This window comes from Ruegeria sp. F12 (assembly GCF_056533885.1).
Window position 1 is genome coordinate 269,469 of record NZ_JBQFOV010000002.1, and the last position, 19,461, is coordinate 288,929.

The 19,461-nt window shown below is 59.0% G+C and carries 18 protein-coding genes; 7 read left to right on the plus strand and 11 right to left on the minus strand.

What is annotated here, in order from left to right; all coding sequences use genetic code 11:
* Positions 1–4 precede the first annotated feature (4 nt).
* From ACR0CA_RS04010 to pdeM, 7 genes are all read left to right on the plus strand, one after another.
* Positions 5–991 (plus strand): type II secretion system F family protein, encoded by a 987-nt coding sequence (locus tag ACR0CA_RS04010; protein WP_170769979.1) that lies wholly within the window; start codon positions 5–7, stop codon positions 989–991.
* Positions 992–1,041: 50 nt separating this feature from the next.
* Positions 1,042–1,599: a tetratricopeptide repeat protein gene (locus ACR0CA_RS04015; RefSeq protein WP_237218035.1), complete on the plus strand. Its 558-nt coding sequence runs from the start codon at positions 1,042–1,044 to the stop codon at positions 1,597–1,599.
* Between the two features lie 11 nt (positions 1,600–1,610).
* Positions 1,611–2,462 carry a tetratricopeptide repeat protein gene (locus ACR0CA_RS04020; protein WP_170769978.1) on the plus strand — a complete coding sequence of 284 codons (852 nt, stop codon included), beginning with the start codon at positions 1,611–1,613 and terminating at the stop codon, positions 2,460–2,462.
* Between the two features lie 3 nt (positions 2,463–2,465).
* Complete coding sequence (locus ACR0CA_RS04025; protein WP_170769977.1) at positions 2,466–3,011, plus strand: prepilin peptidase; 546 nt, start codon at positions 2,466–2,468, stop codon at positions 3,009–3,011.
* Between the two features lie 117 nt (positions 3,012–3,128).
* Positions 3,129–4,436 carry an ATPase gene (locus tag ACR0CA_RS04030; RefSeq protein ID WP_170769976.1) on the plus strand — a complete coding sequence of 436 codons (1,308 nt, stop codon included), beginning with the start codon at positions 3,129–3,131 and terminating at the stop codon, positions 4,434–4,436.
* A 39-nt stretch (positions 4,437–4,475) separates the two neighbouring features.
* The gene (locus ACR0CA_RS04035; RefSeq protein ID WP_480897504.1) at positions 4,476–6,884 is read left to right on the plus strand and encodes a ligase-associated DNA damage response DEXH box helicase; all 2,409 of its coding nucleotides are present in this window, start codon (positions 4,476–4,478) and stop codon (positions 6,882–6,884) included.
* 44 nt (positions 6,885–6,928) lie between these two features.
* Positions 6,929–7,591: a ligase-associated DNA damage response endonuclease PdeM gene (gene pdeM / locus ACR0CA_RS04040; protein WP_480897505.1), complete on the plus strand. Its 663-nt coding sequence runs from the start codon at positions 6,929–6,931 to the stop codon at positions 7,589–7,591.
* 5 nt (positions 7,592–7,596) lie between these two features.
* Here the strand turns inward: pdeM and ACR0CA_RS04045 are convergent, their stop codons facing one another.
* The 11 genes from ACR0CA_RS04045 to ACR0CA_RS04095 all read right to left on the minus strand — a co-directional run bounded on the left by ACR0CA_RS04045 (position 7,597) and on the right by ACR0CA_RS04095 (position 19,459).
* Entirely contained in the window at positions 7,597–8,334 is a 738-nt protein-coding gene (locus tag ACR0CA_RS04045) for a LytTR family DNA-binding domain-containing protein (RefSeq protein WP_480897506.1), read from the minus strand.
* 200 nt (positions 8,335–8,534) lie between these two features.
* Complete coding sequence (gene folD / locus ACR0CA_RS04050; protein WP_480897507.1) at positions 8,535–9,425, minus strand: bifunctional methylenetetrahydrofolate dehydrogenase/methenyltetrahydrofolate cyclohydrolase FolD; 891 nt, start codon at positions 9,423–9,425, stop codon at positions 8,535–8,537.
* Positions 9,426–9,476: 51 nt separating this feature from the next.
* On the minus strand, positions 9,477–9,782 hold the full coding sequence (locus ACR0CA_RS04055; protein WP_170769971.1) for a chorismate mutase: 306 nt from the start codon (positions 9,780–9,782) through the stop codon (positions 9,477–9,479).
* Between the two features lie 58 nt (positions 9,783–9,840).
* A complete protein-coding gene (locus ACR0CA_RS04060) occupies positions 9,841–11,517 on the minus strand; it encodes a formate--tetrahydrofolate ligase (protein WP_480897508.1) in 1,677 nt (558 codons plus the stop codon).
* Positions 11,518–11,703: 186 nt separating this feature from the next.
* Positions 11,704–12,279: an MOSC domain-containing protein gene (locus ACR0CA_RS04065; RefSeq protein ID WP_480897509.1), complete on the minus strand. Its 576-nt coding sequence runs from the start codon at positions 12,277–12,279 to the stop codon at positions 11,704–11,706.
* Positions 12,280–12,370: 91 nt separating this feature from the next.
* On the minus strand, positions 12,371–14,287 hold the full coding sequence (gene ftsH, locus ACR0CA_RS04070) for an ATP-dependent zinc metalloprotease FtsH (RefSeq protein WP_170782882.1): 1,917 nt from the start codon (positions 14,285–14,287) through the stop codon (positions 12,371–12,373).
* Between the two features lie 76 nt (positions 14,288–14,363).
* Entirely contained in the window at positions 14,364–15,611 is a 1,248-nt protein-coding gene (gene tilS / locus ACR0CA_RS04075) for a tRNA lysidine(34) synthetase TilS (protein WP_480897510.1), read from the minus strand.
* Positions 15,608–16,432 (minus strand): tol-pal system protein YbgF, encoded by an 825-nt coding sequence (gene ybgF, locus ACR0CA_RS04080; protein ID WP_170770606.1) that lies wholly within the window; start codon positions 16,430–16,432, stop codon positions 15,608–15,610. Before ybgF ends, tilS begins: the two co-directional genes overlap by 4 nt.
* A gap of 4 nt (positions 16,433–16,436) precedes the next feature.
* Positions 16,437–16,949 (minus strand): peptidoglycan-associated lipoprotein Pal, encoded by a 513-nt coding sequence (gene pal, locus ACR0CA_RS04085; protein ID WP_480897511.1) that lies wholly within the window; start codon positions 16,947–16,949, stop codon positions 16,437–16,439.
* Positions 16,950–17,036: 87 nt separating this feature from the next.
* Positions 17,037–18,356 carry a Tol-Pal system beta propeller repeat protein TolB gene (tolB, locus tag ACR0CA_RS04090; protein ID WP_480548902.1) on the minus strand — a complete coding sequence of 440 codons (1,320 nt, stop codon included), beginning with the start codon at positions 18,354–18,356 and terminating at the stop codon, positions 17,037–17,039.
* A complete protein-coding gene (locus ACR0CA_RS04095; protein ID WP_480897512.1) occupies positions 18,353–19,459 on the minus strand; it encodes an energy transducer TonB in 1,107 nt (368 codons plus the stop codon). Before ACR0CA_RS04095 ends, tolB begins: the two co-directional genes overlap by 4 nt.
* Positions 19,460–19,461 lie beyond the last annotated feature (2 nt).

Consider the following 19,461-nt stretch of genomic DNA (forward strand, 5'->3'; position numbering starts at 1 on the left):
CCCCATGGAATTCCTGACCCATATCAATAACTTGATCACCGAACATCTCGGCGAATTCGGCCCGTTGATCATCGTGGGCGCGCTGGGGGTACTAATGATCCTTGTCGCCATTCCGTTGATGATGAATCAGCGTGAAGATCCGCTGAAAAAGTTGCAGCGTTCGCAAGCGGCACCGAAGAAAAGCAAGAAGGACAAGCGCGACAAACTGCGCACCGCAGGCCGCAACGAACAGCTTGAAAAGTTTTCGAGCTTTCTGGAGCCGAAAAATGAAGAAGAACTCTCTGCAATGCAGCTCAAACTGCGTCAGGCGGGGTATCAGTCCAAGGACGCCGTTCGCTTCTTCCACTTTGCGCAATTCGCTCTGGGCATCGTCGGCCTACTAATCGGTATGTCATTGGTAACCGTTTTTGCCGGAGACCAGGAGTTCACCTCGCAACAGATGATCATTCGCGTTTTGATCCCTGCGGCCGCTCTCTACTTCCTGCCCCGCTATTGGATCACCAGACGCGTCGCCGAGCGGCAGGGTGCCATTGAAGCCGGCTTCCCTGACACGTTGGACTTGATGCTGGTTTGTGTTGAGGCCGGCCAATCATTGGACCAGGCCATCGTCCGGGTCGCGTCCGAAATGAAAGCCTCCTACCCTGACATCGCGCAGGAGTTCGAGGTCGTCGCCTACGAGCTGAAGGCTGGTAAGGACAAAGACACTGTTCTGCGTGACTTTGGGACGCGATGCGGGGTGCAGGACGTCAACTCGTTCGTGACAGTGATGATCCAGTCGGCCACTTTCGGGACGTCGATCGCAGACGCTCTGCGGGTTTATGCCAGCGAAATGCGTGACAAACGTGTTATGCGGGCCGAAGAGGCCGCTAACAAGTTGCCAACCAAAATGACACTTGCCACAATGATTTTGACGGTGCCGCCGTTGCTGGTCATTTTGGTCGGTCCTTCGGCAAAAGCTATCTCGGATTTCGCAAACACTGGCAGTGGTTAAAAAAACCGATGAAAAACATAAACAGGGGCGTCTCAAACAGGGTGCGCCGCATGCTGCAGGCCATCATGGTTTTTACCATGGTGGCCTCTTGCACGGAAACGACACAGAGTGACAACCTCACCCCGCCTAGTTTTGACCCAGATGGCGAGGCCGAGGATCCGTTGGTGGTCGCCAATCGCCTGCTGGTATCGGGTGAATATGATCTTGCCTTGGATTCCTTTGCCCGTGCCGCTCTGGATCAGGGTATGACCTCCGAAATCCTGACCGGTATGGGCACTGCAAATCTGGGTCTGAAGCAGTTGAAGCCGGCTGAAACCCTGTTGCGCCGCGCGGTCGAGGAGGACCCTGAATGGTCCGTTGCCTGGAACAATCTGGGCGTTTTGCTGATCGAAAAAGGCGAATATCCTGAGGCCGCTCAGGTCTTTCGGCGCGCCTTCGCGTTGGACAATGGCGAAAGTGACGCAATTCTGGACAATCTGCGCTTAGCTCTCGCAAAAATGGAAAATCCTGTTAATACTACTCCAGAAGAACAAGAATACACACTGGAGCAGCAAGGCGACGGGCAATTCACGCTTCGCAAGCTCCCGGAACCAGAGCCAGAGCAGTAAGGGACGCAAAAATGCGCCAACAATTCTTGATTCCGTCGATGGTTTTGTGTGGGCTGATCCTGTCGGCCTGCGAAAAAGAAACCGAAGAGGAAAAGGTCGAAAAGACGTTTCAGGAAGTAAACGTCATCGACGAGACCAATTTGAACGATGTTCTGCTGACCGCCGCAGACCCGAACGAGGCCGTGACCTATTTCCAGGGCGCAGCCGCAAAGAACCCCGGTCGGATTGATTTGCAGCGCGGTCTGGCCATTTCACTGTCTCGCGCGAAACGCACCACCGAGGCGACGGCCGCCTGGAAAAAGGTCACCACCATGAAAGGGTCCGGCAACGTGGACCGTGTGGAGTATGCGGACGCGCTGGTCCGGTCGGGCGATTGGAATCAGGCCAAGACGGTGCTGGACGGTATTTCGCCAACCTATGAGACATTCAAACGGTATCGCCTCGAGGCGGTTGTCGCGGATTCTCAAAAAGATTGGAACCGCGCGGACCATTTTTATGAAACCGCTGTCGGTTTGACGACCCGTCCCGGAAGCGTGATGAACAATTGGGGCTATTCCAAACTGTCGCGCGGCGATTACGAAGACGCCGAGCGTCTGTTCGCTGAAGCAATTCGTCAGGACCGGACCCTCTTTACCGCCAAGAACAATCTGGTTCTGGCGCGTGCGGCTCAGGGAAACTATGCGATGCCGGTTGTCCCGATGACGCAGGTTGAACGCGCTATGTTGCTGAACACAATGGGGATTTCCGCAGTCAAACAAGGCGATGTTGCCACTGCGAAGAACCTGTTCCGGGAAGCGATTTCCACGCACCCGCAGCACTACGAGGAAGCGGTTCGTTCGCTCCGTGCGCTCGAGGAAGCCTAATTGATGCACATCCCAGCAGAGGCCGCGGCCTGGTTTTTGCCGTTCGTCCTGCCGATCTGTTTTTACGTTGCTTTCACCGACATGCGCGAGATGCTGATCAAGAACCACGCTGTGGTAGCGTTGTTTGGCGTCTTTGTGGTGATCGGTCTGTTTCTACTGCCTCCTTGGTCAATGGAGTGGACGCAGGGGCGGCTGGGGCCAATTGCGATTTCCCTTCCACCTTATATCTGGCAACTTCTGCACGCGCTCGTCTTTCTGGTTTTGGGCATCCTGTTTAATGTCGCCGGGGTCATGGGCGCGGGGGACGCCAAGTTCATCGCGGCGGCTTCTCCGTTTGTGTGGACCGCCGATTTTCGTGCGGTGATTCTGATTTTGATGGCAACTACATTGGCGGCATTTGCCACGCATCGGTTGGCCAAGGCGACCCCCTTAAGGGCCATCGCGCCCGAATGGGAAAGCTGGAACAGGGGCAAGCAATTTCCCATGGGATTTGCGCTTGGCGGTAGCCTCGCCCTTTATCTGATACTGGGAACTGTTTACGGCTCGTAAACTATCATTAACCCGCCTTGTCGATGCCTTGGTACTGCCACAAAGCAAGGCCAGTTTTTCTACCAAGCGGCCCCGTGGGGGCTTTTGGCGTGAATACTGGATGGACGGGCGACGCTCATGAATATGCAGACAACCTCGGTCATGGCCCCTCCTGCCCCCAAAGGGCTGGGTGAAATGCGGCTTCCGATCGTGATGATGCGGGACATTCTGTTGAAAACGATGTTCCGCAAGAACGTAGACACCGTTTCGGAAGTGGCCGAAGCGATTTGCCTGCCCGGTGCGGTAACACAGGAATTGATCGATATCTCACGCGAACAAAAATTGCTTGAGGCGACAGGTACGCTGAACGCCAATAGCGGCAATGAGATGGGTTACCAGTTGACCGATGCCGGTAAGGCGCGGGCGCTGGATGCGCTTAGCCAGTCGGAATACTTTGGTGCGATGCCGGTTCCGCTGGACGTGTACCGCGAACAGGTCAAGCGCCAGTCGATCCGCAATATTCAGGTGACACGCGATCAGCTAACCGGTGCTATGGGCCACCTGGTTCTGCCCGACAGCCTGTTGGATCACCTTGGACCTGCGGTCAGCGCGGGTCGCTCAATCCTGATGTATGGACCGCCGGGCAATGGTAAATCCTCGATTTCGAACGGGATTCGCGATGCGTTGGGGGACAGTGTCTATGTTCCGCGCGCAATCGAATATGCCGGTCAGGTGATCACCGTTTATGACCCGATCGTACACACGGCGATCGAACAAGAGGCTGACGACCCCAACAGCCTTCGCCGCCGCAAACGGTTCGACACCCGCTACGTGCAGTGCGAGCGCCCGACCGTTGTGACCGGTGGTGAACTGTCGCTGAGCATGCTGGACTTGGTCTACAACCCCACCGCACGGACCTATCAGGCCCCGCTGCAGCTGAAATCGACCGGCGGCATCTTTATCGTGGACGACCTTGGCCGTCAGGCCGAGCCACCCCAGGCACTGATCAACCGCTGGATTGTTCCGCTGGAAGAAAGCAAGGATATCCTAGGTCTGCAATCGGGCGAGAAGTTTGAGGTGCCATTTGACACGCTGGTGATTTTTTCGACCAACTTCCACCCGAATGAGATTTTCGACCAAGCGGCTCTGCGCCGGATCTTCTTTAAGATCAAGATCGACGGCCCGAACCAGGAAAACTTCCTGAAAATCTTCGCCATGGTCGCCCGCAAACGCGGCATGCCGCTGGATGAAGCTGCTTTGGTACATTTGTTGAAGGTCAAATACCCAACCATCAACAATATCTACGCCAATTATCAACCGATCTTCCTGATCGACCAGATGATCTCGATCTGCGAATTCGAAGGCATCCCCTATCAGATGAGCCCCGACCTGATCGACCGCGCCTGGGCCAACATGTTCGTCAAAGAAGAAAAGATCGTTCACTAACCCCTGCCATTCTGACGCCGGGCGGGCCATCATACGGCCATGACGCCGATTCCCGCCCGGATCACCGACTGGTTCACGACCAAAGGCTGGTCGATCCACCCCCACCAACAAGATATGTTCGACCGGGCCATGGACCCGGCAACGTTGCTGATCGCGCCCACGGGTGGCGGCAAGACGATGGCCGGGTTTCTGCCGACATTGGCCGAACTGTCCGAAAGTGCTCCAGAGGGTCTGCATACGATCTATGTCTCGCCGCTCAAGGCGCTGGCGGCGGATATCCGGCGCAACCTGCGGGGCCCAGCGGATGAGATCGGCCTGCCCATCCGTATTGAGGACCGCACAGGTGACACTTCGGCCACGCAGAAGAAACGCCAACGGGTGGACCCTCCGCATATCCTACTAACCACGCCGGAAAGCCTGGCCCTGTTGACCTCATACGAAGACGCGCAACGCATGTTTCACGGGGTACAGCGTGTGATCGTTGATGAGATTCACGCGCTGGCCGAAAGCAAGCGGGGAGATCAGTTGATGCTGGCGCTGGCGCGGCTGCAAACACTCGGCCCGACTATGCGGCGTGTGGGGCTATCTGCTACGGTCGAGGACCCGGACGCCATCGCCCGGTTTCTGGCCCGGCACCCCGACCCCTGCCAAATCGTACAGGCCGACCCCGGACCAGACCCCGACATTCAGATGCTTGAAACCCAGGAGCTGCCGCCGTGGTCCGGCGGCGGGGCCGCCTATGCCATTCCTGCGGTTCTGAAACAGATCAAAGAGCACAAAACAACGCTGATCTTTCACAATACCCGCGCGCAGGCCGAGGTTTTCTTTCATAACCTGTGGCTCGCCAATGACGACGCCCTGCCCATTGGCATCCACCACGGCAGTCTGGATCGGCAACAGCGTGAACGGGTCGAGGCCGCGATGGTGCGAGGAGACTTGCGCGCGATTGTGTGTACCGGTTCGTTGGATCTGGGCATCGACTGGGGCGACGTGGACCTTGTGATCCAGATCGGTGCGCCCAAGAATGTCAAACGTCTGGTTCAGCGGATCGGGCGCGCCAATCACCGCTATAACGCACCCTCGAAGGCTCTGCTGGTGCCGGCAAACCGGTTCGAGGTGGTGGAATGCGTCGCTGCGCTCGAAGCCGCCCGAGCCCATGATTTGGACGGGGAACCTCGCGGCGCAGGACCTCGCGATGTGCTGTGTCAGCATATCCTGATCGCGGCGGCGGCAGGCCCGTTTGATGCGGATGCGCTTTATTCGGAAATGGTGGCCGCCGGACCGTTCGCCGATCTGTCTCGCCTGCAATTCAATGATTGTCTGGAGTTCTGCGCCACCGGAGGATACGCCCTGCGCGCTTATGACCGTTGGCAGCGGCTGCAACGACGCCCCGATGGCATGTGGCAGTTGCGCGATCCACGCGCGGCGCAGCGCATCCGTATGAACTTGGGAACTATTCAGGACACCGACACGCTGAAAGTTCGGCTGAAACGCAATCGCGGCGGCAAACCGCTGGGCGAGGTTGAAGAGGCCTTTGCCGCCACGCTCACCCCCGGTGACACGTTTCTGATCGGCGGTCAGATCGTGCGTTACGAAGGCCTGCGCGACATGACGGTTGAGGTCAGCCGACGCGCGGATCGCAAGCCAAAAGTCGCTGTGTTCTCGGGCACGAAGTTTGCCACCTCGACGCAGCTTAGCGACCGTATTCTGCGTATGTTTGCCCAACCGGACTGGCCACAACTGCCCTCGCACACGGCGGACTGGCTAGCCCTGCAACGGCAGGTTTCACGCCTTCCCAGCAGTGAAAGGCTGCTGATCGAAAGCTTCCCCTCGGACGGGCGCGAACATCTGTGTGTTTACGGGTTCGCCGGGCGCAATGCGCAGCAAACGCTGGGTCTGTTGCTGACCAAACGGATGGAGGAAACCGGCCTTGCGCCGCTTGGGTTTGTCGCCACCGACTATGCCACCCTGATCTGGGGGTTGGACGCCGTCACCGACCCGCGCCCCCTGTTTCAGGCCGAGACGCTGCGAGATGGAGTGGACACGTGGCTGGCGGGCAATGCCGTGATGAAACGCACCTTCCGCAGCTCGGCGACCATTGCGGGACTGATCGAGCGCAACACCGGCGGGCAGCGCAAAAGCGGGCGGCAGGCGACGTTTTCCTCGGACATTCTGTATGACACGTTGCTAAAATACGACCCCGACCACCTGCTGATGCAGATCACCCGCGAAGAGGCGATGCGCGGTCTGGTCGACTTTGGCCGGATCGAGGACATGATTGCACGGATTGGCAACCGCATCGACCTGTTGCGGTTGGATAGCGTCTCACCGCTGGCCGCGCCCCTGTTTCTCGAGGTCGGCAAAGTCCCCGTCAAGGGCGCTGCCGAGGAGCGGCTTTTAGCCGAAGAAAGCGCGCAACTGCTGCAGGCTGCCGGGTTAAAGCCCTAGCGAATCCGCTTGCAGCGCCGCAGAAAACCCGCAAAGAACGTATCATGAACGATCTAACATTCACCTTTGCCGGGCACACGCTGCGCGCTTTGGGCAGCGGGGCGCTTTGGTGGCCCGATCAAAGTCTGCTTTGCGTGTCTGACCTGCATCTGGGCAAGTCAGAGCGTCTGGCGCGCCGATCTGGCCTGACCTTACCGCCCTATGAAAACCGGGACACCTTGGCGCGGCTTTCCTCGGACATCACCCACACGCAGGCCGTGACGGTAATTTGCTTAGGAGACAGCTTTGACGACCTGGGCTCGACGCAGGGTCTGAACGAAGCCGAAAGGTTGCAGATCGCAGCCTTGCAAGCCGGTCGCCGCTGGATTTGGATCGAAGGCAATCACGACCCCGGACCGGTCGATCTGGGCGGCGCGCATCTGGCCGAGCATTCAGTTTCGGGCCTGACCTTCCGCCATATCGCGCACCCTGACGGAAAGACCGAAATCTCGGGCCACTACCATCCCAAGGTGCGGCTAAAACTACGAGGACGGTCAATCTCGCGCCCCGCATTTCTGCTGGACAAACGCCGCCTGATCCTGCCCGCCTATGGCACCTATACCGGCGGTCTTCGCAGCACACAGGCTGCTGTGTCCGAACTAATGGGGGTTGACGCAATGGCCATTTTGATCGGGACGCACCCCCAAATGGTCCCTATGCCGAGATAGCGAATTCAGACAATCCCTTGCTGTTCCAGCATGGGCTTGTACTTGCGGCTGATCGGAACTAGGTCGCCATTTTCAAGGCGCAGAAACGTCTTGCCACCATGTTTTTCGACACCAGCAATGGCGCTGCCAACCACCCAATGCGACCGATGGGTACAATACCCAAGGACAGGCTCCATCTGGTCAATCGCATCTGAAAGCCGTGACCGGATGGTAAATGTACCCTCTGATGTCACGACATCCACGGAATGGTCCCGCACCGCCAATCGGTAGATCTGTCCGGAAAACCCCTTGGGCAAGCGTCGGGTCAGACGGGGTTGAACAGCAATCTCTCCCGGTGCCTCGGGCATTGGGTTGCGCGTAATCAATAGCCCGGTCGCGAACAAAGCCCCATAGGAGGCAACCGGCAAAAATCCGGGCGACTGGGCTCCCTGCGCGGCGAAGAGCAGCCAGACCATCACCCATAAGCAGGGAAGGAACAGCACCAATATTACCGGAATTACCGCCAGATCACGCCGCGACAATTCCAACTTTCTGAACCAGTTGCAGCTGATCCTCCGCGCAGCCCATGTTGACGCGATCGCCAAAGCCGTGACACCGGACCAGAACACCAGACGCGACAGGAATGGCAAGCTTAGTTCAGGGAAAGGTTGGAGCGCAAAAGCCAACAAAGGCAGAAAGACGAAACCCGCGATCACTCGGCGCAAAGTAAACTCGGCCAGAATTGAGTTCAGTATGGTCTTCATATTGGCTCTGCAAATCCCCCCGGCCCCGGCCAATCCATCGACCTAGGTCGTAACCAGCTGGGATTACTGATTTATCACCGTTTCCTTCCACGTAAAAGCCTGACCGTGCAAATTTAATATTTCCACAATGAATCGCAAAAGAGGCCGAAGAGTCGATGAACTCCACGGCCTTTTCTATTCGCCCTGAGTAAAAATTCAGGTCAGGCCGTCAGCCCCTCGGGCTCGGGCAGGCTATTCGCGCGGCAGCACGCTGTCAGAGTGTTGGCCAGCAGGCAGGCGATGGTCATCGGACCTACGCCACCCGGAACCGGCGTGATCGCGCCTGCGCGCTCGGCGGCGCTGGCGTAGTCGACGTCTCCGACCAGCTTGTTCTTGCCGTCACGCTCAATGCGGTTGATGCCCACGTCGATCACGGTCGCACCTTCTTTGATCCAGTCGCCGGGAACCATCTCGGGGCGGCCCACAGCGGCGACAACGATATCGGCGCGGCGCACGACGTCCGACAGGTCTTTGGTGCGGCTATGCGCGATGGTCACGGTGCAGCTATCGCCCAACAGCAGTTGCGCCATCGGCTTACCCACGATGTTCGAACGACCGATCACAACAGCGTCCATACCCGACAGAGAGCCGTGGTGGTCGCGCAGCATCATCAGACAGCCCAGCGGCGTGCAAGGCACCATCGACTTCTGGCCGGTGCCCAACAGACCCACGTTCGAGATGTGGAAGCCATCCACATCCTTGGCCGGGTCGATCGAGTTGATCACCAGATCTTCGTTCAGGTGCTTGGGCAGCGGCAGCTGCACCAGAATGCCGTGCACGGCCGGATCGTTGTTTAGCTTGTCGATCAGTGCCAGCAGGTCTTCTTCCGAGGTCTCGGCGTCCAGCTTGTGCTCGTACGAGTTCATGCCGACCTCGACGGTCTGCTTGCCCTTTGAGCGGACATAAACCTGGCTGGCCGGATCCTCGCCCACCAGAACCACGGCCAGACCGGGCGTGATACCGTTTTCCTCTTTCAACTTTGCAACCTGATCAGCCACTTGTGCACGCACATTCGCTGCAAAGGCCTTACCGTCGATAACCTGGGCTACCATCCTGTGATCCCTTCTTTCCAAAAACGGATCGGGCGCAAAGCGCCCGGTCATTCATTCCGGCCCAAGAACGCGCTCCTCACGCGCAATCGACCAGTCAATCAAAATGCGCCACAACTGCTCGGCCAGATCAGGATCCATACCCAACGCATCCGAGCTGTCGCGTACCCGCTGCACCACTTCTTCAACACGATCCGGGATACGGGCTGGCAGCCCTTCGGCCGGTTTAAGCTGCGTGGCGCGGTCGATGTAACCTGCGCGCGTCACCAACATCTCGATCAGTTGGCGGTCCAGCTTATCGATCTGAACCCGCAATTCCTGCATAGAATGACAGTCTTGCGGAGGTGTCAGAGTGGGCATAGCGATCTCCTCATGGACCGGGGATATCCCCGGACCATGAGATGGTTCAAAAACCGGCTTAGAACAAGCCTTCGATCTCACCTGCGTCGTTAAGGCAGATGGTTTCTGCAGCAGGTTTTCGCGGCAGGCCAGGCATGGTCATGATCTCTCCACAGACAACCACGATGAAGCCGGCACCAGCAGACAGGCGGACTTCACGCACCGGAACCGAGTGGCCGGTGGGTGCACCTCGCAGGGTCGGATCCGTTGAGAACGAGTACTGGGTTTTCGCCATGCAGACCGGCAGGTTGCCGTAGCCCGCTTCTTCCCACTCGCGCAGCTGGTTTCGGATTTTGTTGTCGGCCAGAACTTCATCAGCGCGGTAGATGCGCTTGGCGATGGTTTCGACCTTCTCAAACAGAGGCATGTCATCGGGGTAGATCGGCGCGAAGTTCGCGGAACCACCTTCGACGATTTCGACAACCTTTTCGGCCAGCGGTGCCGAGCCTTCCGAGCCCAGTTCCCAGTGACGTGACAGAACCGCTTCGACTCCGTGATCGGCGCAATATTTCTTGACCGCATCAACTTCGGCATCAGTGTCGGTGACAAAATGGTTGATGGCGACAACAACAGGCACACCGAAGGACTTCACGTTCTCGATGTGACGGCCCAGGTTGGCGCAGCCGGACTGAACCGCGTCCACGTTTTCGGCACCCAGATCGGCCTTAGCAACGCCGCCGTTCATCTTCATCGCGCGTACGGTGGCAACCAGCACCACTGCAGACGGGGCAATTCCCGCCTTGCGGCATTTGATGTTCATGAACTTCTCGGCACCCAGGTCGGCCCCAAAACCTGCTTCGGTGACGACATAGTCAGCCACTTTCAGCGCGGTCTTGGTCGCGATGACCGAGTTACAGCCGTGCGCGATGTTTGCGAACGGGCCGCCATGGACGAAGGCCGGGTTGTTTTCCAGCGTCTGTACCAGGTTCGGCTGCATTGCGTCTTTCAGCAGAACGGTCATTGCGCCTTCGGCTTTGATGTCGCGGCAATAGACCGGGGTCTTGTCGCGGCGGTAAGCAACGATGATGTCGCCCAGGCGCTTTTCCAGGTCTTTCAGGTCGTTGGCCAGGCACAGGATCGCCATAACTTCCGACGCCACGGTGATGTCAAAGCCAGCTTCACGCGGGAAACCGTTCGACACGCCGCCCAGCGAGGCGGTGATCTGACGCAGAGCGCGGTCGTTCATGTCGACCACACGACGCCATGCAACGCGACGGATGTCGATGTCACACTCGTTGCCCCAATAGATGTGGTTGTCGATCATCGCCGACAGCAGCGAGTGGGCCGAGGTGATGGCGTGGAAGTCACCGGTGAAGTGCAGGTTCATTTCCTCCATCGGAACAACCTGCGCGTAACCGCCACCTGCAGCGCCGCCCTTCATGCCGAAGTTCGGGCCAAGCGAGGCTTCGCGGATACAGATCATCGCATTTTTGCCGATGCGGTTCAGGCCGTCGCCCAGACCCACGGTGGTGGTGGTCTTACCTTCACCCGCAGGGGTCGGGTTGATCGCGGTGACAAGGATCAGCTTGCCGTCTTCACGGTCCTGAACCGAGTTGATGAAGTCCTGGCTGACCTTTGCCTTGTCGTGGCCATAAGGCAGCAGATCGGCGGATTCGATGCCGATCTTGGCACCGATTTCCTGAATCGGTTTCTTATTCGCTTCGCGGGCGATTTCGATGTCGGATTTGTAGCTCATTGGGCAAGATCCCTGATTGAATGCCTTGCAAACCGGCGCAAATAGCCCGGTGCTGATCAATCCATACAATTGTGTACCAAAGCGATGGATATGGATTCCGACATAATCACGCCGTGAAACGGCGTAGCGTCACTTAGGGGGTCGCGTAACGTAAGCTTGATCGTTTCCCATCGGAAAACCTGTGTCTTAAGGTGCCCAAGCGCGCTGATCGGGGACGAACAGCTTTAGCTGGTCACCCAGATGTAGCGCTCCGGGCCTTTCAACCCATGCAGTCACCCCACGCCGCCCCTTGGCTGCGGGCTTGAACGCGGCACCATGGCCGGGCAAATCGGCCTCGACCTCGCGGCCGGGAATCACGCAAGGGCGGTTTTCCATATCCACCGCGATCGTTACTCCATCCGGCCCCTGCAGACGCGACGAAGGCGGGATATGGGTAAAGTCAGGAATACCGCGCAACAGGATGCTGACCCCCAGGTAGGACGCGTCCAGCGTTTCAAGCCCCATCTCGGTAGCGGTTGCCTGCATCTCCTCTTCAGACAGCACCGAGAGTTGCCGCACATTTCGTATTTCTGTGCCTGTGGGATAAAGGTTCGTCATCCGCACACATGAAGCGCGGTTTTCGCCCTCATGCCGCTCTCCGGCGACACCTGCAAAACCCAGCGACAAAGCGGGTACGGAGTCGGCACGGATGGACTGACCAGCCGGTACATGGCCCAACCAGACCACTTCGCCCATGAATTCCGTTTCGCGCATGACCGGCATAATCATCCCCTTTACAGCTTTTCACGGGCACTAGACGGCAGGCACGTCGGAAAGAAAAGAAAAACCCGAGCCTTAGCTCGGGTTTTTGCTGTTACGCGGTCGGTTCTGGCTCCATCCCGCCATCGGGCGGAGTTTTCTTGACCTTGGTCTTCGGAATGGCCGTAACGCTGGGCGCGTTGCCCTCGTCAGGGCTATCGCCTTCGTCGTCACCTTCGGTCGGAGAGTCACCGTTCATCACGCGCTTGATCTCGTCACCGGTCAGGGTCTCGTATTCCAGCAGGCCTTGCGCCAAGCGTTCCCATTCTTCATTTTTGTCGGTCAGAATCTTGTGGGCACGCTCATAGCCTTGCTGGATCAGGCGCTTCACCTCTTCCTCGATCAGCTCTTTGGTATGGGCAGAAACCGAGAAACCAGCAGTGTTGCCCTGATAGCCTTCATGCGCCTCGGCATAGTCGATATTGCCGACTTTGTCCGACATGCCCCAGCGCATCACCATTGCGCGCGCCAATTGGCTGGCCTGCATGATATCGCCAGCGGGACCGTTCGACACATGATCCTCACCGTATTTGATGACTTCGGCGGCCTTACCGGCCATGGTCATGGCCAGCTTTTGTTCGCACTCATCTCGGTGATAGTTCAAGCGGTCCATTTCGGGCAGTGAGACCACCATACCCAGTGCACCACCGCGCGGGATGATCGTGGCCTTGTAAACCGGATCGCACAGCGGCAATTCCAGACCGACCACAGCGTGACCAGCCTCGTGATACGCTGTCTTTTCCTTCTGGTCTTGCGTCAGCACCATACTGCGGCGCTCAGCCCCCATCATCACCTTGTCTTTGGCGTTCTCGAAATCTTCCATGGTGACAAAGCGGCGACCAACACGCGCGGCCATCAGTGCGGCCTCATTCACGAGGTTCGCCAGATCGGCACCCGAGAAGCCCGGCGTCCCCCGCGCAATGATGCGCAGGTCAACATCGGGGCCCAGAGGCGTCTTGCGCGCATGCACGCCCAAAATCTTCTCACGACCTTTGATGTCAGGGTTGCCGACGGTCACGTTGCGGTCAAACCGGCCCGGACGCAGCAGCGCGGGGTCCAGAACGTCCTTACGGTTAGTGGCCGCCAGAATGATCACGCCTTCATTGGCCTCGAACCCGTCCATCTCGACCAGCAACTGGTTGAGCGTTTGTTCGCGTTCATCGTTGCCACCGCCATAGCCCGCACCACGATGGCGGCCCACGGCGTCGATTTCGTCGATGAACACGATACAGGGCGCGTTTTTCTTGGCCTGTTCGAACATGTCGCGCACACGCGATGCACCGACACCCACGAACATCTCGACAAAGTCCGATCCTGAGATCGTGAAGAAGGGCACGCCTGCCTCACCTGCAATCGCACGTGCCAGAAGTGTCTTACCAGTACCCGGAGGGCCGACCAGCAAAGCGCCTTTCGGGATCTTGCCGCCCAGACGGCTGAATTTCTGCGGGTTGCGCAGGAATTCGACGATCTCCTCCAGCTCTTCCTTGGCCTCGTCGATACCGGCGACGTCGTCAAAGGTCACTCGGCCATGCTTTTCGGTCAGCATCTTGGCCTTGGACTTGCCAAAACCCATCGCGCCACCTTTACCGCCGCCTTGCATCCGGTTCATGAAATAGACCCAGACACCGATCAGCAGCAGGAAGGGCAGCAATGTGATCAGAAACGACTGAAAGCCCGACTGCTGCTGTTTTTCCGCCCGCACCGGGATGTTCTCGTCGATCAACAGCTTGGTGACTTCGGCATCCCCGGGTTTGATGGTGACATAGCTGGCACCACTTTGCGTGGTGTAGCGAATCTGTTCGCCATCCAGCGTCACATTCTTAACCTCGCCGCTTTCAACGGCTGTGACGAAATCGGAATAAGTTCTTTCATTGCTCTGAAGCGTTCCACCCGGTCCGCTGAACAGATTGAACAGTGCTAGGATCAGTAAAAACAGAACGACCCAGAAGGCGATGTTACGAGCGTTGCCCAAGGAAAATCTCCCAAAAGATTTCGGCAGATGGGGGTCTGCCGGGTTGCCCTATAAAATAGAGATGATTCAAGCAGGTTCAATGCGATAAAAAAGAAGAGTGCAACTCGGGCACTTCTGACGCCAATTCCGCCCGCCAACCGTTGGAATATCCCGCCAAAGGTGCTGACAAGAGCGTATCATCTGCCCAAATAGCAGGCGAAGCCAAAAGGGCCGCGCGCGGTTTTCCCAGGGCGCGCCAGTCGGGCACCTGCCGCAGCCCGGCCTCTGCCAATGGGCGGACTTGCGCGTCTGATCTTTGCGGACCGGTCAGGATCCAGCGACCATCCCACAAATCGCCCGGCTTGGAAGGTTGTGCGGAAATCGCCGCTAGTTCCCTGCAAATCCACGTGTTCTCGCCCTTGGCAACCACCATACACCCCCCGATTGTGGTTGTTTCTGCTTGGTGCAAAGCCGACAACGCCTGTTCGACCGCCATCTGCCGAGGCGGATAGCCTGCACCCGCGATCCATTGGATACTGCCCACCAACAGACGCCGTTGGATTTCGCTGGGCAGCGCGACAAAGCCCGCGCGATCAACGCAGATGTCGCCCGTCTCAGCCCGCAGAACCCGACGCGCGGTTTCCTGCGTAAACACGTCCAACGCCTCGCGCGCTTGTGCAAGGTTGTCAGCCACCCGGCTGAGGGAACGGGCGGTTATGCCGATCTCTTCCAACCCTGCCAGAGCCTCACGTGCCTTGATCCGATCAAAGCGCAGGTCGTGATTCGAAGGGTCTTCTATCCAGTTCAACCCGTGTGCATTCAGGTAGTCGCGCAACTCCTGTCGGGTGACATCCAAAAGCGGTCTGAGCAGTTGAACCCCGTTCAGCTCGCGCGCAGCAGGCATCCCAGACAGGCCTGTGACGCCGGACGCGCGACCAAGCCGCAGCAGGACGGTTTCGGCCTGATCGTCGGCAGTGTGACCAAGTGCGATAGCGGGTACATCAATGCGCCGGGCCCAGTCGGTCAGCAACCTGTACCGGGCCTGCCGCGCTTGATCCTGCAAGTTGCCGCTGCCATCCCATCCGGTCCACCGCAACACTTCATGGGCCAAACCCATGTCTCGGGCCATTTCGGCAACCCGATCGGCTTCAGTGCGAGATTCAGGGCGCAATCCATGATCCACCGTTGCAACGTACAGCGAAACGCCCTGCGCGTTCTCCGCAAGAAGGTGCAGCAAGGCGACCGAGTCGCCGCCGCCTGAAACTGCAACCCCCAAGCGGGCAGGAAGTTGCGCGGGCAGTCGCCTGCGCAACGCATCCTTCAACTTGTCGGGGAATGTGGTCAAGAACAGCCCAGCGACGCCATTTCCTGTGTCGCGCTAGAGGCCGCTGGGGATGCCGGGAACCGCACCCCAACCTCGCTGAGTGTTATACAAGCCTGATCGGTTTGTCCCAGTCGACCCAAGGCCGAGCCGAGCTCAAACAAAGCCTCGGGCGCAAAAGTCCCCTCGGAATCACCGGTGAAACTGGCCAGAAAGGCACGCGCCGCTTCGCGAGTGTCGCCCAACCCTTCCAGCGCTTGCCCGCGCTTCAGGTTAGCTTCGGGCGCAAGAGGGCTGCCGGGATATGAGGTATCAAAGCTTGCAAACTGGTCGGCTGCGGCCTGAAAATTGCCCTCGGCCAGCGCTTGCGCGGCAGCGTCGAAATCCGCGCGTTCACCTATCGCCAATTCACCCTGATCAATCGCAGTGGGCGCAGCGGGTGTTGTCGGAGCAGCCGCTGTAATCTGCGTCTCCCCCCCAAGGGTCGAGGTTTCGCCCAGCGTGCTCAGATCGCCACCTTCCAATTCAACCAGACGGAACTCCAGATCGCCGATGCGGTTGGTGCCGTCGGTGACGATATTCTGCACCCGCTGGTTCAACTGCTCGGTTTGACGGGTCAGGCGCTGCAATTCAGCTTCAATCGCGTCCACGCGTTCAAGCACCGAACTGCCGGACAGGTTGGGTGACGGAGACCCCGTCGTCGAAAACTCACGTTTCAGACGCTGGATTTCCACATGCAACACGGTCAACTCCTGCCGGATATCGGCTAGGGTCTGCTGATCCTGTGCTTGTGCCACCCCGGCGGTCGCCAAAACCGCGGCCAGAACCCATCCTGCAACTTTCATCATCTTACCCCAGTGTTGAGCCGGTCAGCACCGTAACCGCACGGCGGTTCTTGGAATAGCAATCCTCGGTACTGCAAATCTCGATCGGGCGTTCCTTGCCAAAGCTGACCGTGGTCAGACGGTTGCCCGCCACCCCGCGCGAGATCAGGAATTCGCGGGCCGCATTCGCCCGACGTGCGCCCAGTGCAAGGTTGTATTCGCGAGTGCCCTGTTCATCTGCGTGGCCCTCGATGGTTGCCACGAAATCGGGGTTCGCCAACAGCCAGTCCGCCTGACCCTGCAGAACGGTCTGCGCTTGCGGTGTAAGGGTCGACTGATCGATCGCAAACAGAACCCGGTCGCCGACGGTCTGCTGGAAATAAGCCGGTGAGCGCGGATCGCTGGGCGATCCTGCGGCCAGACCACCACCATTTGCGCCGCCGCCAAGGCCGCCTCCTAATGTCGAGGGATCGTTGCTGGTGCAGGCGGCCAGAATGCCTAGCACGCCCAAAGCTACCACTTTGCCCAATACGTTCATTTCAAGTGCCTCGTTGTGTTTTCTGTTTATTGCCGCCTGTGTATCACAGCGCGGGTTTCTTGTGAACTTTTCCGACCGCCCCCGCGATCAATTCTGCAAAGGCCCCCAGGACGGATCGCTGCCACCATCCGGCGTGCGTACCGGGCGCAGGTTCCGGCCCGAAATATCCACCGAATACAAAGTCGCCCGACCGCTTGCGCCTTGGGTTTCACGGGTGAACATAATCACCCGACCATTGGGCGACCATGTCGGCCCCTCGTCCAGAAAGGACGAAGTCAGCAACCGTTCCTCGCTGCCATCGGTGCGCATCACGCCAATATGGAACCGACCTTTGTTTTGCTTGGTGAAAGCGACCAGATCGCCCCGCGGGGACCAGACCGGCGTACCATAACGCCCCTGACCGAAACTGATCCGCGTCGCCTCACCCCCATTTGCGGGCATGATATACAGTTGCGGCGTGCCCGAGCGGTCGCTTTCGAACACGATTTGCGACCCATCTGGCGAATAGCTGGGCGCGGTCTCAATCGCCGGCGTGTTAGTCAAACGCACGCTCTGCCCCGAGGCTAGATCCATTTTCCAAAGATCCGTATTCCCCCCTTGAATCAGCGAATAGACAATCGAGCGTCCATCCGGCGAGAAACGAGGTGAAAAGCTCATCGTGCCGCCGGGCGTGTTCAGCTCGGTGCGGCGGACGCGGTCCACATCCAACACATAGATGCGTGGCTGGCCGGTTTCATAGCTGGTATAAAGCAGCCGGTCACCCGTCGGCGAAAAGCGCGGGGCCAGCACGATGGCGGCACTGTCAGTCAGGTACTGCACGTTTGCACCATCGTAGTCCATGATCGCCAGACGTTTCAGACGCTGATCCTTGGGGCCACTTTCCGACACGAAGGCCACGCGGCTGTCGAAATAACCGCCCTCACCCGTCACGCGACTATAGACCTGATCGGCCACCTTATGCGCCATGCGCCGCCAGCCATCCGTAGTGCCTGCGAACTGCAAGCCGTTACCAAGTTCCTGCCCGGAAAAAACGTCCCAGACCCGGAAGCGGACCGTCAGCCGATTGCCCGAAACATTCACCGCCCCAGTCACAAGCGCCTCGGCATTGATCGCCTTCCAATCGGCAAATTGCAGCGGAGCTTCAAAGCTGCTGACCCGGCTGATAAATGCATCAGACGAGATTTCGCGGAACAGCCCGGTGCCAGTGAGGTCCGCTGCAACAACCCGTGTGATATCTTGCGCGTACTGAGCCGCAGCGGGACCGTCGGGCACGAAACTGGGCACCGCGAAGGGCAAGGGTTCGATGATCCCCTGATCCAGTTCCAAGCGCAGCGGTCCGTTCTGGGCATGAACCGGTGCTGTCAGAAGCGTCAGGCCGAGCAACAGGCTGGTCAGAAATCTCATCATTTGATCCGCATCCTCTCGGGATTGAATGTAATCTCAATATCCTGCCATTGCGCGTATTTGTCAGCAGGCAGGTCATATCCTTTTGCCCCGCAACGCAGAATTGCGCGTCTGGCGGCCTCATAGGCTTGTCTTGCTGCGCCGTCGGAACCACCTGAACTTTCAATCAAACTCAAGCTGCCGCCCACCACATTGCCATCCGGCGTGAGCGAAAACCCTACAACGACCACAGTCTGCAAGGCGTCGGTCGACAACGACCCTACATTCCAGCACTTGGACACTGCCAAACGCATTGCATCTTTCTCACCACTGGTCAGCGGCGGGCCAGAGGGTTCTGTGCCCTGCCCCAGCGCCTCGGCCAACGCATCCTCGATGGCGCTTTCATCCGCAGGCTGGGGTGCAGGCGTCTCGGGCTCGGCTTCAGGCGCTTCCGCCACTTCGGGCTGCGCCGGAGGGGGCGGTCGGTTTGGCCGAACCTGTGGCCGCGGAGAACTGCGGGGCGCGTATTCCCTGGCTTCCTCGGCCTCGGTCACGATCTCATCCGTGGCCTCTTCGGGAGCGGTCTGATCCTGTTGCTCTTGCTGGATCTCGGCGCCTTCTTCCAAGGACACAGCGGGCGTTTCAATGTCATCGGGTGCAGCCTCGGGCGGAGGCGGTGCAACGGGTTCTGGCGCAACCTTGTCTGCCGGGCGCGGCTGCGCCTCGGGGCCGGGGGGCACGGGCAAGGCGGCCACCTCTGGCGCGGGCGGCTCAAGCGCTGGGGGTTGTTCGATTACCACCGGCTCGGGCGGCGGTTCCACCGCCTCGGGCACCGGGTCAGGCTCGGGCTCGGATGGCTCCGACACCTCGGGCACCGTCTGATCTTCTTCGACCGGCTCGGGCGGCGTCACCTCTTCAACCGGCGTGTCAGGCTGCTGCAAGGCCGCAGGCGTTGTCACCTCGGGCGCATCCCGCTGGGCGGTCATTGCCGCAAATTGCTCAGCCGAGATCACCGAGACATCCTGCACGGCCATCGGCAAGGGTTCGGACCGGAACGTGCCGCCGAACAAGGCCCATCCGATCAAACTGACATGGGCAATCGCCGAGATCTTGGTGCCGGTATCCACCG

Excerpts from the sequence above, each read along its gene's own strand:
- ACR0CA_RS04065 (WP_480897509.1), bottom strand. The coding sequence starts at position 12,279 with ATGCCGGTCATGCGCGAAACGGAATTCATGGGCGAAGTGGTCTGGTTG.
- tolB (WP_480548902.1), bottom strand. The coding sequence starts at position 18,356 with ATGATGAGATTTCTGACCAGCCTGTTGCTCGGCCTGACGCTTCTGACA.
- ACR0CA_RS04045 (WP_480897506.1), bottom strand. The coding sequence starts at position 8,334 with ATGAAGACCATACTGAACTCAATTCTGGCCGAGTTTACTTTGCGCCGA.
- ACR0CA_RS04010 (WP_170769979.1), top strand. The coding sequence starts at position 5 with ATGGAATTCCTGACCCATATCAATAACTTGATCACCGAACATCTCGGC.
- ACR0CA_RS04055 (WP_170769971.1), bottom strand. The coding sequence starts at position 9,782 with ATGCCCACTCTGACACCTCCGCAAGACTGTCATTCTATGCAGGAATTG.
- ACR0CA_RS04030 (WP_170769976.1), top strand. The coding sequence starts at position 3,129 with ATGAATATGCAGACAACCTCGGTCATGGCCCCTCCTGCCCCCAAAGGG.
- ACR0CA_RS04015 (WP_237218035.1), top strand. The coding sequence starts at position 1,042 with ATGCTGCAGGCCATCATGGTTTTTACCATGGTGGCCTCTTGCACGGAA.
- ACR0CA_RS04060 (WP_480897508.1), bottom strand. The coding sequence starts at position 11,517 with ATGAGCTACAAATCCGACATCGAAATCGCCCGCGAAGCGAATAAGAAA.
- folD (WP_480897507.1), bottom strand. The coding sequence starts at position 9,425 with ATGGTAGCCCAGGTTATCGACGGTAAGGCCTTTGCAGCGAATGTGCGT.
- pal (WP_480897511.1), bottom strand. The coding sequence starts at position 16,949 with ATGAACGTATTGGGCAAAGTGGTAGCTTTGGGCGTGCTAGGCATTCTG.
- ACR0CA_RS04035 (WP_480897504.1), top strand. The coding sequence starts at position 4,476 with ATGACGCCGATTCCCGCCCGGATCACCGACTGGTTCACGACCAAAGGC.
- ACR0CA_RS04020 (WP_170769978.1), top strand. The coding sequence starts at position 1,611 with ATGCGCCAACAATTCTTGATTCCGTCGATGGTTTTGTGTGGGCTGATC.
- ybgF (WP_170770606.1), bottom strand. The coding sequence starts at position 16,432 with ATGAAAGTTGCAGGATGGGTTCTGGCCGCGGTTTTGGCGACCGCCGGG.
- pdeM (WP_480897505.1), top strand. The coding sequence starts at position 6,929 with ATGAACGATCTAACATTCACCTTTGCCGGGCACACGCTGCGCGCTTTG.
- ACR0CA_RS04025 (WP_170769977.1), top strand. The coding sequence starts at position 2,466 with ATGCACATCCCAGCAGAGGCCGCGGCCTGGTTTTTGCCGTTCGTCCTG.